This is a genomic window from Micromonospora sp. LZ37, from assembly GCF_059359015.1.
In genome coordinates, this window is record NZ_JCADBL010000009.1 from 89,911 (window position 1) to 108,449 (window position 18,539).

Here is an 18,539-nt window from a genome sequence, read left to right on the forward strand (position 1 = left end):
ACGATGGAAGCGGTCATCGAGGTTCCCGCGGTTGCCGGCACGCCGCCACCGCCGTGGCCGGTGGAAGCGATGGCGCCCGGTTCGTGGTTGGTGCTCGACGCCGGTTGTGCCGATGACCGGGTCGGACTGTTCGTGGCCGCGCTCGCTGGTCGGATCGAGGTTCAGCCTCCCGGCGGCCGCGACGAGGCCGTGAACGCGCTGCTGGCTGAGGAGTTTCTCATTGCTGCCGGCGGCCTGCAGCTTCGCGACAGCACCACCGGGACGGTGGTGACGCCGGGCTGCTGTGCCGGTCTGGAGGACTGGCGCGACTGGACCCAGGTGTTGATCGGCGACTCGCCGTGGCTGGGACATGACCCGGGTCCGGAGGTCGAGGTCGTCAGCGACGGTCTGCGGGTGTGGCAGGACGGCGGCCCGAACCGGTGTCGCGGCCGGTGGGCCGGAGTCCACGTCGACCTCCCACACCGTGCGCTACCCGGGCTGCTGAGCGGCGCGCAGCGGGACCTGGTCGGATTCCTCGATGCCCTCACCGGATGGGCCGCGCGAGTCGGGCTGCGGCAGCGAGGGACCGCTCTGGTTGAAGCGATCGACAAGAACTTCGCGATCACGGCGCCGTTGGACGTACAGCCTCTCCGCTAGCGGCGCTGGACAGGGGTTTCCGAGCGGAGAACCTCGCGTGGGAACCCGCGAGCCGCCCCGCGACGGCCCGCCGGTGGTCAGCCGGCCCCGTCCGGAACGGGATCGAAGACGAGCACGTCGGCGTCGGGCGCGTACGACCAGCTGATCTCGACCCCTCGGGCGGCCAGCACCGACCCCGGCGCCGTCAGCCCGGTGCCGCGCACCACGTAGCTGCGGCCCGGATCGAGCCGCTTGGGATGGACCCGCCACCTCTGGTGGATCTGGTTGCCGCCCACCTGGCCCGGATCGGCGGGACGTCGGCCCGCCGTGTCCCACACCAGCAGGCAGACCCGGCCGTCGGCGTCCGGGCCGCCGGAGTACTCCCGGGCGTACGGGTGGTCCGCCGGGGTGCCGTGCACGGTCAGCTCGCCGAACTGGAGCAGCGGGCGCAGTTCCCGGTACAGGGCGACGAAGGTGGCGGCCTGCCGGCGCTGCTCGGCGTCCCAGGACAGCAGGTCGGCACCGACACCGAGCACGCCGGACATCCCCACCACGAAGCCGTAGCCGAACGACACCGGCGCCGGATGGCGCATCCCGGGCAGACCGGTGACCAGCGAGTTCATGATGTGCGGCGGGAACGCCCGCAGGAAGCCGTGCTGGATCTCCAGCAGGTCGCGCGCGCCCACCTCGTCGGTGGGCCAGACCAGGTCCGACAGGCCGAGCACCGCCGCGTCGACGCGACCGCCCCCACCCGCGCACACCTCGACGGTGACCTGGGGGAACTCCTCGCGGAGCAGGCGGAGCAGCTGGTGGAAGCCGGCCGCGTGCTGCAGCGGCCACTCGCCGCCGCGCGGGTCCCCCGGCCGTCCCCCGTCGGTGATCGGCCGGTTCATGTCCCACTTCAGGTAGGTGATCGGGTAGCGCGACAGCAGGTCCCGCAGCATGCCCGCCAGCCAGTCGCGTACCTCCGGTAGACCGAGGTCGAGCACGAACTGGTGGCGGGAGAGGACCGGCCGGCGGTCGGGGGCGCGGTAGATCCAGTCGGGGTGCCGGCGGAACAGGTCGCTGTCCGGGTTGACCATCTCCGGCTCGATCCACAACCCGAAGCGCATGCCACGGGCGATCACGCCGGCGGCGAGTTCCTCCAGGCCGTGGGGGAACTTCTCGTCGTCGACCCGCCAGTCGCCGAGCCCACCGGTGTCGTCCTTGCGCCCGGCGAACCAGCCGTCGTCGAGCACGAAGACCTCGGCGCCGACCTCGGCGGCGATGTCGGCCAGGGCCAGCTGCTGGGTGACGTCGACGTCGAACTCGGTGGCGAACCACGAGTTGTAGACCACCGGATGGTGGTACGGGGCGGTGGACCGGGCGAGCGTGTGGCGCTGGTATCGGTGCCAGGCCCGAGCGACCCCGTCGACGCCGTCGGCGCTGTACACGCCGAGGGTGGCGGGGGTGACGAAGGTCCGGCCGGGGTCGAGGACCACGGTGACGGTGTCGTCGTCCACGCCCATGGAGATCCTCGCCCGGTCGCCGTGCGGGACCGCCTCGACGAGGGCCCGCCAGGATCCGGTCCAGGCGAGCTGCACCCCCCAGGCGCCGGGGGCGTCGGCCGCGATCGGCGTGACGGTCACCGCCGGGGCGAACAGGTGACCGGTGACGCCCTGTCTGCTGCCGATGGCGAAGCTGCCCAGCGTCAGGTCCAGCTGGTGCTCGCGGAACTCCTGTCCCCACGCCCCGGCGAGGTAGCGCACCCGGACGCCGCCGCTGCCCGGCACCGTCCAGCCGCCGCTGAACACCCGGTCCAGGTGGACGGTGGTGGTGCCGCGATTGGTGATCTCGATCCAGCGTTCCACCACGTCGTGGTCGGCGGAGGCGCGGATGTGCTGGACCAGCCGCAGGGCTCCGGCGTGGTCGTCGAAGGTGACCACCAGTTCGACCCGGTCGCCCTCCCGACGCAGCTCGTCGGCGACGTGCGCCCACCCGGCGCCGAACCAGCCGTCGCCCCGGACGAGGTGCATCTCGCACTGGTGGACGTGCCGGGTGCCGTCGGTGGCGTACTCGACCGGCGCGACGTCGGCCACCGTCTCGAAGGGGGGCAGCACCTCCGGGCTCCACGGGCCGACCGGTCCGTCCGCGCTCGGTCCCCAGTAGTCGGAGACCAGCACGCTGTCGTCGAGGGCGAGGCTGACGGCGTAGGTGGTGTGCGCGGTCTGGAGCCGCCACTGCCGCGTCACGCCGCGCTCCTCGCCACGTCGGGGGTCCGGGTCACGACTTGACCGCTCCTTCCATGATGCCGGCGACGATCTGCTTGCCGGCGACGACGAAGACGATGATCAGCGGAAGGGTCGCCAGCAGTGCGCCGGCGAGCAGGCGGGAGTAGACGATGAACTGACCCGAGGCGAGGTTGGAGAGGGCCACCTGCACGGTCGGGTACGCGGAGCCGCTCAGCGTGATCAGCGGCCACTGGAAGTCGTTCCAGGTGGCGGTGAAGGTGAACAGGCCGAGCACACCCAGCGCGGGCCGCAGCGCGGGTACCACGACGCCGGCGAAGATGCGCAGGGTGGACGCGCCGTCGATCCGGGCGCACTCGATCAGCTCGTCCGGCACCGCGCCGAGGATGAACTGACGCATGTAGAAGACGCCGAACGCGGTCACCAGCCCGGGGATGATGACGGCGGGCAGGGTGCCGTTGAGTCCGAGCTTGCCCATCAGGATGTACAGGGCCACGACGCCGAGCTGGTTGGGGACGGTCATCGTCAGGACGAGGAACAGCATGAGGATGTTGCGTCCCCGAAAGCGGAGCTTGGCGAAGGCGAACCCGGCCAGGGAACAGAAGAACAACACGGAGGCGGTGACGACGAGCGCCACGATCAGGCTGTTGAGCAGCGCCGCGATGAAGAAGACGTTGTCGGCGGCGATGACCGCGCGGGCGTTGTCGGCGAGGTTGTCCCGCGGCACCACCGACGGTGGGATCTGGAAGACCTGCTCCTCGCTGCTCGACCCGACCACGAACATCCAGTAGAGCGGGAAGGCGGACAGCAGCAGCGAGAATACGAGCAGGGTGTAGGTGAGGGCTCCCGCCGGATTGTCCGACGACGCGAGGCCGGGCGACCGGCGCCGGGTGGCGGATCGGATCGAGCTCATCGGCGTCCTCCTCCGCTGAGACGGTTGGTCAGTACGCTGTTGACGACGGCCAGGCCGACGATGACGAGGAAGAGGACCCACGACATCGCGGCGGCGCGACCCAGATCGAGTTCCTTCCACCCGGTGCGGTAGATGAGCATCGCGATGGTCTGGAACTGGCCGTCCGAGCCGCCGGTGGCCTCCCGGGGCTTGGTGTCGAACAGCAGCGGTTCGGTGAACAGCTGCATGCCGCCGATGGTGGACAGGATGATGGTGAAGATGACGGCGGGCCGGATCATCGGCACCGTGATCCGCCACAGCTGCTGCCACTGGCTCGCGCCGTCGAGCGCGGCCGCTTCGTAGAGGCTCTTCGGCACGGCCTGCATCGCCGCCAGGTAGATCAACGCGTTGTAGCCGATGTACCGCCAGTTGACCATGGTGGCGACCGCCAGCCAGGAGGACCACTTCTCGGCCCGGAAGTCGACCTGCGCCAACCCGACGCCGGCGAGCCCGTTGTTGACCAGACCGAACTGCTGGGCGAACAACGCCCCGAAGACCAGGGTCGAGGCGGTGATCGGGGTGACGTACGGCAGCAGCACCCCCATGCGCAGGCCGGTACGCATCCGCAGCCGGCGGTTGAGCAGCGCCGCCAGCAGCAGGGCCAGAACCAGTTGCGGCCCGGACGAGAGCACGAAGATCCCGATGGTGTTGCCCATCGCGTTCCAGAACCGGTCGTCGGCCAGCACCGCCCGGTAGTTGTCCAGGCCGGTCCAACCGTCGCGGGTGGGGTCGTCGAGCCGCCAGGTCCGCAGCGAGACGATCGCGTTGTAGAGCAGCGGGAAGAGCCCGAAGACTCCGAAGAGCACGAAGAACGGCGCGATGAGCAGGTACGGGGTGTATCTGATGTCCCAACGGCTGAGCCGTACCCGCCACCCGGGCCGACCGGGGGGCGCCGGCGGTGGAGCGCGGTGCGTCGCGGACCGTCGGACTGCCGTCATGGGGGTGGCGGGCATGCGGACTCCTCGAACGGGATCGACGTGGCGGGAGACGGCCGGTGCCTCAGCGGGCGGCCCGTTCCGCTTCGGACCTGGCCTTCTCCCAGGCCGCGGGGCCGCTGATCTTGCCCTGCTGGACCTGGTCCAGCACGTTCGACACCGCGGTGCGGACCTGGTCGGTGAGTCGCCCCTGGTACTGCGGGGTCACCTTCCGGGCGGTGTCCGGGAAGATCCTCCCCACCGGCGCGTCGTTGAAGAAGGGGTTCCGGAAGTCGCGGATGGCCGGGTCGTCGTAGAGCGCCGGCTGGGAGGGCAGGTTGCCCACCTTCTTGAAGATGGCGATCTGCTGTTCCGGTTGGATCAGCCACTCGACGAACTTGTACGCCTCGTCGGTGTGCCGGCCCTGGGCGGGAATGCTCCAGAACGAACCGCCCAGATTTCCCCCGCCCCCCGGCGGATAGGCGATGTCCCACCTGCCCTTGGTGTTCGGCGCCTGGCCCTGGATGTAGCCCTGCATCCAGGCCGGGCAGGTCAGCGCGGCGAATCCGCCGTTCTTCATCGCGGCGTTCCATTCCGGGGTGAAGGGTTGCAGGTTGGCCGACAGCCCCTCGGAGACCAGGGCGGTGGCGAGCTCCCAACCGACCCGGGGACCGCCGTCCATGGCCAGCTTCTCGTCCGGGCCGAAGTAGCCGACCGGCTGCTGCCGGATGACCATCTCCAGGAAGAGGCCGGCGCCGTCGACGAACTTCTTCCCGCCCGAGCCCTGCTCGTACCGCTTGCCGGCGGCCAGGAACGCGTCCCAGGTCGGCCAGAGGGCGGAGACCTTGTCCCGGTCGGTCGGCAGTCCGGCCGCCTCGAACAGGTCCGTGCGGTAGCAGATGGCCTGTCCGCCGACGTCGGTGCCGAGGCCGACCTGCCGTCCCTCGGGCGAGCGGAGCAGCTGCCAGTTCCACGGCAGGTAGTCGTCCTCGTACGCGCCGGCGCCCTTGTCGAGGAGGTTGACAAACTTCGATGCCTGGTTGCGGAACTGCACGGCCTGGCTCTCGTCGATGGCCGCGATGTCCGGAGCGCCCGAGCCGGCGACGAGGAACTTCTGCAGGTCCTCGTGCTGCTGGCTGTAGTCACCGGCGTTGAGCTGGATCCTGATGTGCGGATGGGCCGCGGTGTATCGCGGAACCAACTCGTCGAGGCCGAAGTCGCCCCAGTAGTTCACCCGCAGCGTCACGGTGCCCTCCGGTGAACCGCCGTCACCGTCGTCGGTGCCGGCGCACGCGGTCAGCACCAGGGCTGCGGCCACACCGGCGGCCAGCGCGCGAACGGATCGGGATCGGAGTGTGAACATCTTCTCGCCTCCAGATGGTGACCGTTCGTGGCTGCCCCGCCGAGGGCGGCGGAGCACGAACGGACCGTGGACATCGATGTCTCGCTGTGGTTCGCAACCGGCTGTCGATGGTGTCCGCGGCCGACCGCGGACACCATCGACCGGTGCCGGGCGGCCTCGGTCACCTGACGTGTTCGAGGGCGCCCCGGTCGTGCGCGGCCCCGTACGGCCGCCGGGTGCCGAAGTAGTCGCGCTGCACGGCCCGGAAGGTGACGCCGCTGTCGATCGCCGGCGACGTCGGCCGGAGCCAGAAGTTGGCCCTCGCCGGATCGGTGCTCGGGCTGACGAACTGCGGATCGACGATCAGGTCCCGGGGCCCTCGGACCTGCGGCGGCAGCCCGCCGTAGTAGATGTTGTAGTCGTGCCGGACGTTGACGTTCCGGTAGGTGAAATTGGTGGCCTTGCCCGGCCGGGCGTAGGAGATGTTGTTGAGGATGTTCACATTGGTGCTGTCCCAGGCGCCGATGTTCGGGTTGCTCAGTGCCGGGCTCCGGGAGTTGAGGTAGGCGGTGTTGTGGACGATGTCGACGTCCCTGCTGAGATAGGAGTGGATTCCGGACCCACCGTTGTTGAAGACGATGTTGTTGGCGACCAGGATCCGCCCTGTGTACGGCCGTTTGCCGCTCTGCTCGTGCTTGGTGTCGTCGACGATGATGCCGTTGCCGTCGGAAATGCAGCCGCAGGCGATCCACTCGACCTTGTTCTCGTTGTCGTAGGAGATGTTGTTCCTGATGACGACCTTGTATTCCTGCCCGGGCGCGGGCGGAGCGACGTCGATCGGCTCGTAGACCGAGATGCCACTGGTGGCGAAGACGGTGTACCACGAGGTGGAGTGGATCCGGTTGTTCTCGATGAGAACATGGTCGGCATAGAGGACGCCGATGCCGGCGCCCGGGCATTTGTGCAGATGGTTGTTGCGGATGACCAGGTGGTGCGAGAGCGCGCCGGTGACGCGGTCCTCGCGGGTGTTGATGCAGTTGGTGTTGAATCTCGGCCGCTCGGCGCTGGCGCCCTTCTTGGCCTCCGCCAGGGTGATGTTGTCGCTGTCACCCTTGATTTCCAGACCCTGAATGGTGATGTGCGACGCCCCGATGAGCACGATTCCGTTCCATCCCGTCACCGGCTTGAGCACCGGTCGGTGACCGGGCAGCGCCTGGTATGTGATGCTCCTTCCTGGTGCGCCGGAACGGGTGATCTGGACGACGCCCTCGATCGACGTGTCGCCGTAGGTGCCGTTCATGATGTTCACCGTGTCGCCGGGGTTGGTCAGGTTCGCCGCTCGCTGGATGGTCCGGAACGGCGACGTGACGGAACGCCCGCTGTTGGTGTCCGAGCCGTACGCGCTCACGTAGAACGTCGTCGACTGCCGGGGGCCGACGCCGTGGGCCGCGCCGCCCGGCAGGGTGATCAGCACCGCCAGCACTGACGCGGTGCCGTACACCTGGGTTCGTCGCATGGCTTCCTCCTCGAGACGGACCGCGCCCGGGACATCGTCGAGATGGTGCGCGGTCGGTGCGTCGCCACGGAGCTGCCTGATTCGGAAACCGCGATCGAGTGTTGTCCGGGTGCTCATCAAGCGCTCCGCAACATGTTTCGAGGACGTTACCACATATTAACGTCTATGTATCTCTTGAAATTGCGTCGGACGACTGTGCCGAATGGCGCGACAGATCGACCGGCGACCGTCGTGAAGAATCGTCGCAGCGATGCCGGCGTCATCATCTCCGGGGTGCGTCATCCACTATCCGGACCAGTACACGGCGACCTCCCCGGCCGGCGCGGGCCGCGCGGAAATTCTGTCGGACCGGGCCGTGCGACCCGTTTCGTCGAGGCGTCGGACATCGCCGTCGGTCTGAATTTTCGACATCGACCCTCCATCGTCCATGACTCAATCTTGTTTCGTATCGGGAGCGTATGCTGAGACGGCAGGTAAACCTTCGCCGCAGATCATCACTCTTTCCCGGATGCTCAGATGACCACTTCGCTGTTGGAGCACGACCTCGGCCTCTCCTGCTGGCAGGGCACGCCGGGGGTCATGAGCCGGGCCCACCGGCACCAGGACATCGAGATCAACATCGTCGAGGAGGGCGGTCTGGCGTACCTGTTCGGCGGGCGCTACGTCGAACTGCGGGCGGGTACGACGGCGCTGTTCTGGGCGGCCATTCCGCACCAGGTCCTCACCGCGACACCCGATGCGCACGTCTGGTGGCTCAACCTGCCGATGGACACCGTGCTCTCCTGGGGCCTGGACCGGGCGGGGCTCGACCGCTCGCTCCGCGGCTGGCCGGTGGTGGTGCCGCAGGATTCCTCGACCGGGCGGTTCCGACAGTGGTCGACCGAGCTGGCCGGCGGGGACGCCGAGTTGCGCGCCATCGCCCTGCTGGAGACCCAGGCGTACGTCCGCCGACTCCTGCACGCCCGGGAGACCGATCCGCCGCCGGTCACCCAACGGCAGGAGGACGGCGCGGTCGGCCAGGTCACCACGATGGCCCGCTACGCCGCCCGGCATTTCGCCGAGCGGATCAGCGTGGCCGACGTCGCCGACACGGTCCATCTCCACCCGCGCTACGCGATGACCATCTTCCGCCGGGTGACCGGCCTGACCATCGGCCGCTACCTGGAGCAGTGTCGGGTGGCCGAGGCCGAGCGACTGCTGCTCACCACCGACGCGACCGTCACGGAGGTGGCCCACGCGGCGGGCTTCGGCTCGGTCAGCCGCCTCTACGCCAGCTTCACCGCCGCGTGCGGGCAGTCGCCGGCGGCCTACCGTCGCACCTACCGCCTCCCGCCCGGCTGACCGGGCCGATCCCCCGCCGCGTGTCAGGTACCCACCCCGCGCCGGGCCTCCCTGGCCACCTTCGCCATGGTGGCGCGCTGCCGCTGCCGCACCCGGTCGAGGGCGGCGGCGGTCTTCGCCCTCGCGGCGCCGGGATCGGTCGCGATGGCGAGAACGGCCGGGACGATGCCGGCGATCGACGCCTCGTCGTCCATGTCGAACAGCCACTCCCCCAGGCCGATGTCGCGCCACATGAAGCCCTTGGTCGTCTGCTGCCTCCAGCGGCACACCACCGCCGGGATCCCGCCGCCGACGCACATGATCGGCGAATGCATCTCGTGGCCGAACACCCCGGCCGAACGCAGGTAGGTGCTGCGCGCCTCGTCGAGCGACCAGAAGGTGTCCCGCCAGACCACCCGCCGTCGGACGTCCTCCGGCAGCTTGTCGAACAGCATCTCCCGGCCCAGCCGCACCTGACTGCGGTCCTCCGGGCAGATGAGGACCTTCTGGTCCGTCTGCCGCACGACGGCGGTGATCGCGGCCCGGAGCGGGGCGTGGTCGTGCTCCTTCATCCGCTGGTTGTAGGCGTCGCTCGCCTTCTCGACCTCCGTCGGCACCCGGTCGTAGATCTCCCAGTACGGGGTGACCCGGTAGCGCGGGATGCAGCAGAGGAACCTGCCCACCTCCAGGCCGTTCGCCCGCAGGAAGGCGTCAGCCGCGGCGTCATCGGCGAGGTCGGTGGCGAACGCGCCGTCCGGGCCGAACCGCACGACCGGCTCCGGCTGCGTCAGACCCCCGGCGAGCGCGTTCTCCATCGACACCGTGTCACGGAAGAAGACGAACTTCGCGCCGTTGAGGAGATCCAGGGTCCTCCGGTCCGGGTCGCTGAGCGTGATCCCGTAGACGCCGTAGGGCTTTCCCGTCCGCGCGCGCCACCTCGCCACGTCGTCGGCCGCCACCAGGTAGGGCCCGGATCCGTGCAGGAGGAAGTCATTGTGGGCGAACGCCGCCTCGATCCCGGCGGCGGACCTGTCGATCACCGTGACCTTCGGGAACCGTTCGCGCAGCATCGCCGCCACCCCGTCGGCGAGGCTGCTGGGCCACAGCTGCACCTCGGCGTCGGGGATGTGCTTCTCGATCAGGGCCAGGACGCCCGGGGTATGTGCCACGTCGCCGATGTTGACCGTCTGCCAGGAGGACCGGAGCAGGATGCGCGGCCCCCGATCCCCGGCCCCGGCCGGCCCGGCGGAGGTGGCGCCGTCGCCGCCGGCCGTACCCGAGCCCAGTTGGGTCACGAGTCCGGTCGCCGTTGCCGCTTCCAGAAAGGCGCGTCTGCTCAACATGCACCCATTAACTGTCGCCACTCCGTGGGGCGTCAATAATGCCGCATCGGGTTTTGCCATGTTCTTTTCGATATGAATGCGAAGGCCGATCGGGGCGCCACGAACAGCACGAGGAATGCGTGAGAGGCATGGCCGCGACGTGACTTTTCCATCGACCTCCGCCTACACTTTCCACCAGCCGATCTCCGGGGCGGGTGCATGGCTGGTCCTTGGTACCGCGATCTCCGACGCCTGGCGGCCGTGCTCTGCCTGGTCTGCGTCGCCGCGGTGCCGGCCGGGTCCTCGGTCGCCGGGACGACCGGGTCCACGCCGTTGCGGGTGCTCCAGATGAACCTGTGCAACAGCGGCCTGGCCGGCTGCTACACGGGCCGCTCGGTGCCCGAGGCGGCCCGCGTGATCCGGGCCGAGGCGCCGGACCTGGTCACCCTCAACGAGGTCTGCCGGGACGACGTGTCCACGCTGGAGCGGACGATGGCGGACGTCCACCGTGACGGGACCGTCGTCGGGGCCTTCGAGGCTGTCGGCGACCGCCGCACCGGCGGCGCCCTCCGGTGCCGCAACGGCCAGCCGTTCGGTGTCGGACTGGTGGTGCACATCCCGGCGCCCTACCGTGGGCACGCGGTGCACGGCGGCATCCACCCCACGCAGGACCTGGCCGACCCCGAGGAGCGGGCCTGGCTCTGCGTCGACGCCACGGTCGTCCGCGCCTGCACCACGCACCTGGCGAACACCAGCCCGGCCGTCGCGCTCGCCCAGTGCGTCCACCTGCTCGGTACGGTCGTCCCGGCCCTGCGGCTGAACGCCCCCCGGCAGCCCACCGTGCTGGGCGGCGACCTCAACCTGCGACACGGCGGCTCACCCGACGTGCGGTCCTGCGTACCGTCGGGCTTTCTGCGGGTCGACGACGGCGCCGTGCAGCAGGTGGTGGCGACGGCCGACGTCGTCGTCCGGTCCCGCCGGTCGATCGGCATGGGCGGGACGACCGACCACCCGAGTTTCCTGGTCACCTTGACGATCGCCCATCCGCCGACCGCCTGACACCTCGGGCCGCGGACGGTCCGGCTCAGCGCAGCAGCAGGACAGCGCCGGCGATCAGGCCCGCCGCGAGGACCGTGGCGAGGACCGAGACCCGCCCCCCTGCGGAGAGGTGACGCAGGGCGAGCGCCAACGGGCCGACCGGCAGCGGGCGACGGCCGCCCGCCGCCTTCCCTGGCGTCGGGTGCGCCTCCCGGCCCTCCGCGCGAGGGCGCAACGCCGGGTCCGGCCGGTGTTCGAGTTCGCGCCGGCGGGCCAGCAACTCGCCGCGGTGGGCGCGGGCGCGGGCCAGTGCCACGCCCGCGGCGCCGATGAGAGCCAACCCCAGGGCGACGGCGGCCAGCAGCCCCCGGGTGCTGCCCTGGGCCACGGTGATCACCACGGTGACGACGGTGACCACGGTGCTGGCGGTCAGGGCGAGACCGGCGGCGATGACCCGGTCGGCGGCGAACAGCGGACGGCGGGCCAGCGCCCAGCCGGCGAGGCCGGCCCCGGCCAGGCCGACGACGATCATCGCGGCGAAGGCGAGCCGGGTCCGGGCCGGCGGAGTGCCCGGTTCGGTCGCCCACAGCACGGCGATGAGCACGGCCATGGCGAGGCCGCCGAAACCGGCCACCAGGTGGCCCACGCGCCGGGGCAGCGACAGGTCACGCACGAGGTGCTGGGGCGGGTAGCCCGGTCCGTCGGTCATGCGCGGTAGCCCTTCTCGACAAGGTGGTCGTGCAACAGCCGGCGGGCGCGGTGCAGCCGGGACTTGACCGTTCCGGGCGGGACCTGCAACACCTGCGCGCACTCCTGCAGGGTGAAGTCGTGCAGGTAGAAGAGGACCAGCGCGTCCCGGTCCCGGGGCGCCAGCGTGGTCAGCCCGTCGACGACCTGCCGGCGGTCCAGCACCCCGGCGACGTCGTCCTCGACGGCCTCGTCCCCCGCCACCAGGTCGGCCTGCCGATACCGGTCCCGGAGCTGGTTCATCACCGCGCGACGGGCGATGGTGAACAGCCACGGCGCGAACCGCTCCGGCTGCCGCAGGTCGGGCAGCGCCCGAAGTGCCGCCGCCCACGCCTCCTGGCTCACGTCGTCGGCGGTCGCCGGCCCGTCGAGCATCCGGCGGACGTACCACCACAGCGGCTCGTGCCAGTGCCCGACCAACTCGGCCAGCGACCGCCGGTCACCGAGTTGCGCGCGTACGACCAGCAGGGCGTCGCGCCTGGTCCGCTCCACACCGTCTCCCGTCCGCCGGTCTGCCACACCAGGACAGTCGCGCCCGGCGGCGTGGAGGTTCACGGCACACCGTCACGGTCCGCCCAACGGGTCCGTCGGCACAGCCACCGCGCCGGGTCCGGTCCGGCTCCGGAACACCCGGAGCCGGACCGGTGGGTCGACGTTCAGAGGGAGCGCCCGGTGCAAGGGCCACCACCCCGACCTGCTGATCGGGCGGCCAGGAGCTCAGACGCCTTCCCGCACCGACGACCGGTCCCCGGTCGCCGCTGTCGTGCGCTGGATCATGCGGGAGGTCACCCTCCGGTAGGAGCGCGGGTCGACCGGCGCCAGCCACTGTCGGGCACGGGCCAGGCGGCCGAGGTTGAGCCCGAGTTCGTCGAGCACCTCGTCGATGTTGTGCATCGAGAACGGGATGATGTTCGTGCCCCGGGCGTGGTGTCCCTTGGTCCGCGCCGTCATCCACTCCAGGCGCGCGCGCACCTCCTCGCGCATCCGCTCCCGGGACGGCAGCGTGATCCCGCCCCGCAGGTGGGCGGCTGTCCAGACCGCGGCCATCTCCGCGCCGAGCGGGCTGAAGAACGAGGAGTTGTAGCCGGCGAAGGTGAGGCGCGGGACGTCGACCGGCAGGATCTGGCGGTAGAGCATGAAGTTGCCCGAGCCGTCCTCCAGACGGGCGTGCAGCGCCGCGTCGAAGAACGGCACGTGCTGCCGGAAACCGGTGCCACAGATCACCAGGTCCGCGGGGAGCACCGTGCCGTCGGCGAGGCGGGCGGCCGGTCGTCCGTCGTCGACCAGGAGTTCGCTGATCACCCGGTCCCGGTGGACGACGATCCGGCCCTCGGCGACCCGCTCGAAGAAGCCGTCCGTCGCGAGGCTGACGGTGCTCCGGGCGATGTCCTCGAAGGTCCCGTTCGGCACGAGGCCCAGCTCGCGCAGCTTCAACTGCCGGGTCGCGACGGACCCGACGCTGTCGAGCATGCGGCGACGGAGGCCGTTTCCGGGACCGTGCAGGAACCGCTCGAAGCCCTTCGGGCTGAGGTACCGGAACAGCGCCTCGCCCATCCGGGTGAGCAGCAGGTACTTGTAGTTGACGGCACCGGCGAGCTTCTTGGGCATCTTCCAGAGCAGCTCCCGCGCCACGAGGTGGGTCTGGGCGGCGACGTCGCTCAGCGGGATCGCCACGTCACAGGACGACTTGCCGTAGCCGACGACGACGACGTTCCTGCCCCGGGCCGTCTCGAGGTCGTGGAACTCCCCGGAGGCCAGGACGCGACCCCCGGCGGCGGTGAATTCGGCGCGACCGGGGAAGGGCGGGACGACGGGATCGCTGAAGATGCCGTTGGCCACGACGAGGTGGTCGTACCGCTTGCGGGTCGGCGGGTCCTGACTGCCCGTCGGCCGCGACGCGATCAACCACTCGGTCTCGCCGTCCACGAGTTCGGCGGAGAGCACCTCGGTGGACAGGCGCAGGACGGCGTCGAGCCCGAACGTGTCCACGTAGCTCTCAAGGTAACGCTGGACCTGCTCACCGGTCGGCCACTCGGGGTAGTGCGCCGGCATGGGCAGGTCGGAGAGGTGGTAGGTGCCCTTGTTGTTCTGCGTACGCAGGCCGGGGTACCGCCGGGTACGGCTCCACACCCCGCCGACGTCGGGCGTCTTGTCGAACACGGTGACGTCGAAGCCACTCTGCCGCAGCACCTTGGCGGCGCTCAGTCCGGCGAATCCGGCACCGACGATGGCGATCCTCATGGCAGCCTCCCAGGGAGTGTGACCCGCTGACGGGGCCGCGGCGGGGGAATGCCGGCGGCGTTCGCACGCTAACCAGCGGCCCGCGGAGGTCGCTATCCGTCGTACGCGGGCGGTGTCCGCTCCGCGCGACCGGTCGGCGCCGGCGGTCCGGTGCCCGACCACCGCATCCGCCTCCTGTCGGGTCCGCGGCTCTACCACCCTGTCGAGGCCGGCCACGTCCTAGGGTTGGCGCGTCAGGACGCCCGGCCGCCGGGCCTTCCCGGGGCAGACCGTCGTCCGACGAACGTCCCCGCTGGTGCGCAGCCACCTCAGCCCGGTCGGAGGTGCCGGATGGACGCCGCGACGGTCAGGACCGACGACGTCGAACACGCTCGCGCGGAGGTGGGTCGGGTCTTCTGTCCCCACCGGCTCACTCCCCAGTCGGGCGTCCGCGACGTCCGACTGCGGATGGAGGCCCGCCGGGTCGGCGGCGTGGGCGTCATCGACCTCGACTACGGGCGGGCGGTGCGGATCCAACCCGCCGCACTGGAGGACTTCTACCTGGTGCAGATTCCCCTCGACGGCGGCACGGTGGTCCGGCATGCCGGCCACACCGTGACCTCGACGCCCGGCGTCGCCTCGGTCCTGTCGCCCTACGAGGTCTCGGACATGCACTGGTCCGAGGGGTCGCCGCACCGGATCTTCTACGCCGACCGGCGCGCCGTCCACCGGGAGCTCACCCGGCTGCTGGGCCGCCCGGTGGACGGACCGGTCCGCTTCGACGTCGGCATGGCCATGGGCACCCCGGCGGCGCGGGCGTGGGCGCGGGGCCTGCACTTCCTCGCCGACGAACTGGCCCAGCCGGCGACCGCGTCCCTGCTCGACCACGCACAGGTCGCCGGCCGCTTCGAGCAGGCGCTCATCGGCAAGCTGCTGCTGGCCCACCACCACACCCACACCGAGCTGCTCGCCGAGCCGGCACGCCACCCGAGTCCGGGGCGCGTCGTCCGGCGGGCCTGCGCGCTGATCAGGGACCACCACGGCGAGGCGCTGACCGTCGGCGACGTCGCGGAGGCGCTCGGGGTGAGCGTACGGACGCTGCAGGACTGCTTCCGCCGCGAACTGCGGACCACGCCGACGGCGTACCTGCGGGCGTGCCGGCTCGACGCGGTCCACCAGGCGCTGCGCGCCGCAGGTCCGGGGGCGTCGGTGACGGCCGTCGCCCTGCGGCACGGCTTCGCCCACCTCGGCCGCTTCGCCGGCGAGTACCGGGCCCGCTTCGGCGAATCGCCGTCGGCGACCCTGCGTCGCTGACGATCGCCCGATCGTCGATCAGGGCGAGACCGCGGCGGCGGGCTCCCTCCGGCGGGTGACGAGGTGACCGAACGCCGCCGCGGTGAAGAACATGACGATGCCGTAGACGGCGGCCGGGATGGCGATCCGGGTGTTGTCCAGCAGCGACGGGCTGATCGCCACGGCGATGGCGAGGGTGCTGTTGTGGATGCCGATCTCCATCCCCGACGCGATGGACTCGGGCCGTCCCACTCCGGTCAGCCTCGGCACGCCGTACCCGATGGCCAGGCTGATGACGTTGAAGACCAGGACGACGGCGCCGACGGCGATGAAGTAGTCGGCGAGGTTGGCGCGCTCCTTGAGGACGGCGCCGACGATGACCGCGACCAGCACGACCACCGACAGGACCTTGACCGGCTTCGCGAGCCGGTCGGCGAGGCCGGGGAAGCGCGCCCGCACGGCCATACCGACCGCGACCGGGACGAGGACGATCGCGAAGACCTGGAGCACCTTGTCGAACTGGAGGCCGACGGACTCGCTGTCGGGCAGGAAGTAGTCGGTCGACAGGTTGACGACCAGCGGCAGGGTGACCACCGCCAGGACCGAGTTGACGGCGGTCAGCGTCACGTTGACTGCGACGTGGCCACCGAAGAGATGACTGTAGAGGTTGGCCGTGGTACCCCCCGGCGACGCGGCGAGCAGCATCATCCCGACGGCCAGCTCCGGCCGGAGGTCGAAGGCGAGGACCAGCCCGAAGCAGATCGCGGGCAGGACGACGACCTGGCAACCGAGGGCGACGAGCATGAGCAGGGGGTACGTGGCGACGCGTCGGAAGTCGGCAGTCGTCAGCCCGAGCCCGAGGCCGAGCATGACGATCGCCAGGGCGACGGGCAGTCCCACGGTGGTCAGCCAGGAATCCATGCGCGGATTCTGGTCGGTGCGGGCACCGGGCGACATCCACTTGATCGGCAGATTCAGATGCCTTACCCGTCCCGCCCGCCAGTGGCGCCCGCTCGGCCGCCGCCGGCAGAGCAGTTCGCCCGGCGACGCCGCCCGCGGCCGTACGCGACGGGCGGCGCAGCCGGGGCCGGTCAGCGACGGTCGGCGGGCCGCCGGGTCAGCACGATCCCGAGGGCGATCATGCCGAGGCCGAGGAACAGGTGCAGCCAGTCGTCGGCGTTGTTGAGCGGGACGAAGTTGGCCCCGCTGTCGTGGTCGACGACCAGCCCGTAGAGCCAGAGCACCAGGTAGATGGCGCCGCCACCGATCAGGTACGTCCGCGCGGTGGAGATCGTGCGGGCCAACGCGAGGCCGGCGACCCCGAACGCCAGGTGGACCAGGTTGTGCAGGATCGACACCTGGAACAACCCGAGCAGCTTCGCCTCGGACTCGTGCCCGGCGAACTGCATCGTGTCGAAGTTGGTGGTGATGCCGGGGATGAACCCGAGCACGCCGAACAGCACGAAGACCGCACCGACCACCTGGGCGGCGGTGCGGACGGGGTGCTTGCCCGTGGTAGTGCCGCCCGAGCGGGACCTGTTGACCATCGCTACCTCCATCGAAGAACGTGCGCTTGATGTCCCCCGGAGAGTCAGGCCGAAACCGGACGGTCGGTCACCGCTGCCGCAGCCGCCGGGCGAGTTCGACCCGGAGGTGGTCGATGCCCGCGCCGGTCCGCGCGGAGACCGGGACGGCCTCGGGGTGGACCCGGCACAGCGCGTCCACCCACTCCGACGGGGCTACGTCGATCTTGTTGAGGACCAGCAGCTCGGGGACGTCCCGCGCGCCGATCTCGTGCAGCACGCCGTGCACGGTGGTGATCTGGTCCAGGGCGTCGGGCGCGGCGGCGTCGACCACGTGCAGGGTCAGGTCGCTGCGGGTGACCTCCTCCAGCGTCGACCGGAACGCGTCCACGAGCTGGTGCGGCAGGTGCCGGACGAAGCCCACCGTGTCGGTGACGGTGTAGCTGAGCTCGCCGGTGCTGATCCGTCGCACGGTGGGGTCGAGGGTGGCGAACAGGACGTCCCGCACCTGCGCGTCGGCGCCGGTGAGGCGGTTGAGCAGGGCGGACTTGCCGGCGTTGGTGTAGCCGGTGATGGAGACCGACGGCACCTGGTTGCGGGCCCGCCGGCTGCGGGTGCGCTCCCGTCGCCGGGCCAGCTCCGAGGCGTTGCGGCGCAGTCGGGTGGCCCGCTGCCGCAACGTGCGCCGCTGGCTCTCGAGGCGCATCTCACCGGGACCACGGACACCCATTCCCGCTCCGCCGGCCATCCGGCCGCCACCCACCCGCGACATCGAACGGCCGTCGCCCCGCAGCCGGGGCAGTTGGTACGCGACCTGCGCCAGTTCCACCTGCACCCGCCCCTCGCTGGTGCGGGCGTGCTCGGCGAAGATGTCCAGGATCAGCGCGGTGCGGTCGACGACCCGCACACCGACCCGCTGCTCCAGGTTGTGCACCTGGCCGGGGGTCAGTTCGCCGTCGGCGATCACCAGGTCGGCGTGCGACCGCTCGGCGAGGGCGGCCAGCTCGTCGACCTTGCCGGAGCCGACGTAGGTGGCCGGGTCGGGCGTGGGCCGGTTCTGCACCAGCTCGTCGGCGACGGTCAGGCCGTCGGTGTCGGCGAGCCGGCGCAGCTCCGTCAGGGAGGTCTCCGAGCCCGGTCCGCTGTCGGTACCGCCTTCCTGCCCGCGTACCGCCACCAGCACCGCCGTCGGCCGCTCCCCCGGCGTGCCGGCGTCCGGGCCCAGCAACCACGATCCCGCCATCGTCCACCTCACCTCGTCTCGGTGGTGTCCGCCTACCCTTGCCCCGGCCGACCATGCCGGCGGTCGACGGCCGTCCCGGGGCAGGGGACGGCGACGCGGGCGGGGCCGGCCGGGGTGTAGGGCGGGCTTTCGGGGGTAGGGAGACCCGCGGGTCGAGAACTGCGCCCTTCAGCCCCCGCCGCGCGGTTTCCGCGTGGACGGACGGGTGATCCCCCGGTGCGCGGCGGAAGGCGCCATGTCGACAGTTCCCGGTCCCCCACGACCAA

The 18,539-nt window shown here is 70.9% G+C and carries 16 protein-coding genes; 4 read left to right on the plus strand and 12 right to left on the minus strand.

All coding sequences use genetic code 11. The features are described from left to right. Positions 1-3: 3 nt before the first annotated feature. On the plus strand, positions 4-636 hold the full coding sequence (locus AC5L3Z_RS19280; RefSeq protein WP_494844166.1) for a hypothetical protein: 633 nt from the start codon (positions 4-6) through the stop codon (positions 634-636). 77 nt (positions 637-713) lie between these two features. On the opposite strand, the gene AC5L3Z_RS19285 is transcribed toward AC5L3Z_RS19280, so the two are convergent. From AC5L3Z_RS19285 to AC5L3Z_RS19305, 5 genes are all read right to left on the minus strand, one after another. After that, the gene (locus tag AC5L3Z_RS19285) at positions 714-2,846 is read right to left on the minus strand and encodes an alpha-galactosidase (RefSeq protein ID WP_494843877.1); all 2,133 of its coding nucleotides are present in this window, start codon (positions 2,844-2,846) and stop codon (positions 714-716) included. A gap of 31 nt (positions 2,847-2,877) precedes the next feature. Then, the gene (locus AC5L3Z_RS19290) at positions 2,878-3,756 is read right to left on the minus strand and encodes a carbohydrate ABC transporter permease (RefSeq protein ID WP_494843878.1); all 879 of its coding nucleotides are present in this window, start codon (positions 3,754-3,756) and stop codon (positions 2,878-2,880) included. Further along, on the minus strand, positions 3,753-4,748 hold the full coding sequence (locus AC5L3Z_RS19295) for a carbohydrate ABC transporter permease (protein WP_494843879.1): 996 nt from the start codon (positions 4,746-4,748) through the stop codon (positions 3,753-3,755). The genes AC5L3Z_RS19290 and AC5L3Z_RS19295 overlap by 4 nt, the downstream gene beginning before the upstream one ends. A 46-nt stretch (positions 4,749-4,794) precedes the next feature. Further along, the gene (locus tag AC5L3Z_RS19300; protein ID WP_494843881.1) at positions 4,795-6,072 is read right to left on the minus strand and encodes an ABC transporter substrate-binding protein; all 1,278 of its coding nucleotides are present in this window, start codon (positions 6,070-6,072) and stop codon (positions 4,795-4,797) included. Positions 6,073-6,232: 160 nt separating this feature from the next. Further along, entirely contained in the window at positions 6,233-7,567 is a 1,335-nt protein-coding gene (locus tag AC5L3Z_RS19305) for a right-handed parallel beta-helix repeat-containing protein (RefSeq protein WP_494843882.1), read from the minus strand. 516 nt (positions 7,568-8,083) lie between these two features. On the opposite strand from AC5L3Z_RS19305, the gene AC5L3Z_RS19310 reads away from it, so the two are divergent. Then, on the plus strand, positions 8,084-8,908 hold the full coding sequence (locus AC5L3Z_RS19310; RefSeq protein ID WP_494843883.1) for a helix-turn-helix domain-containing protein: 825 nt from the start codon (positions 8,084-8,086) through the stop codon (positions 8,906-8,908). A gap of 23 nt (positions 8,909-8,931) precedes the next feature. Here AC5L3Z_RS19310 and AC5L3Z_RS19315 read toward each other — a convergent pair whose 3' ends face one another. After that, the gene (locus tag AC5L3Z_RS19315; RefSeq protein ID WP_494843884.1) at positions 8,932-10,230 is read right to left on the minus strand and encodes a polysaccharide pyruvyl transferase family protein; all 1,299 of its coding nucleotides are present in this window, start codon (positions 10,228-10,230) and stop codon (positions 8,932-8,934) included. A gap of 198 nt (positions 10,231-10,428) precedes the next feature. On the opposite strand from AC5L3Z_RS19315, the gene AC5L3Z_RS19320 reads away from it, so the two are divergent. Next, on the plus strand, positions 10,429-11,268 hold the full coding sequence (locus AC5L3Z_RS19320) for an endonuclease/exonuclease/phosphatase family protein (RefSeq protein WP_494843886.1): 840 nt from the start codon (positions 10,429-10,431) through the stop codon (positions 11,266-11,268). A 25-nt stretch (positions 11,269-11,293) separates the two neighbouring features. Here AC5L3Z_RS19320 and AC5L3Z_RS19325 read toward each other — a convergent pair whose 3' ends face one another. The 3 genes from AC5L3Z_RS19325 to AC5L3Z_RS19335 form a co-directional block, all read right to left on the minus strand. Further along, the gene (locus AC5L3Z_RS19325) at positions 11,294-11,956 is read right to left on the minus strand and encodes a hypothetical protein (RefSeq protein ID WP_494843888.1); all 663 of its coding nucleotides are present in this window, start codon (positions 11,954-11,956) and stop codon (positions 11,294-11,296) included. After that, positions 11,953-12,486: an RNA polymerase sigma factor gene (locus tag AC5L3Z_RS19330; RefSeq protein ID WP_494843889.1), complete on the minus strand. Its 534-nt coding sequence runs from the start codon at positions 12,484-12,486 to the stop codon at positions 11,953-11,955. Before AC5L3Z_RS19330 ends, AC5L3Z_RS19325 begins: the two co-directional genes overlap by 4 nt. 225 nt (positions 12,487-12,711) lie before the next feature. After that, a complete protein-coding gene (locus AC5L3Z_RS19335) occupies positions 12,712-14,235 on the minus strand; it encodes a flavin-containing monooxygenase (protein WP_494843891.1) in 1,524 nt (507 codons plus the stop codon). Positions 14,236-14,565: 330 nt separating this feature from the next. Here AC5L3Z_RS19335 and AC5L3Z_RS19340 point away from each other — a divergent pair, with 330 nt between their 5' ends. After that, positions 14,566-15,528 (plus strand): AraC family transcriptional regulator, encoded by a 963-nt coding sequence (locus tag AC5L3Z_RS19340; protein ID WP_494843893.1) that lies wholly within the window; start codon positions 14,566-14,568, stop codon positions 15,526-15,528. Between the two features lie 18 nt (positions 15,529-15,546). Here the strand turns inward: AC5L3Z_RS19340 and AC5L3Z_RS19345 are convergent, their stop codons facing one another. From AC5L3Z_RS19345 to hflX, 3 genes are all read right to left on the minus strand, one after another. Further along, complete coding sequence (locus AC5L3Z_RS19345) at positions 15,547-16,428, minus strand: bile acid:sodium symporter family protein (protein WP_494843894.1); 882 nt, start codon at positions 16,426-16,428, stop codon at positions 15,547-15,549. Between the two features lie 170 nt (positions 16,429-16,598). Further along, positions 16,599-17,054 (minus strand): DUF4383 domain-containing protein, encoded by a 456-nt coding sequence (locus AC5L3Z_RS19350; RefSeq protein WP_494843896.1) that lies wholly within the window; start codon positions 17,052-17,054, stop codon positions 16,599-16,601. A gap of 67 nt (positions 17,055-17,121) precedes the next feature. Continuing rightward, on the minus strand, positions 17,122-18,273 hold the full coding sequence (hflX, locus tag AC5L3Z_RS19355; RefSeq protein ID WP_494843898.1) for a GTPase HflX: 1,152 nt from the start codon (positions 18,271-18,273) through the stop codon (positions 17,122-17,124). Positions 18,274-18,539: the final 266 nt, after the last annotated feature.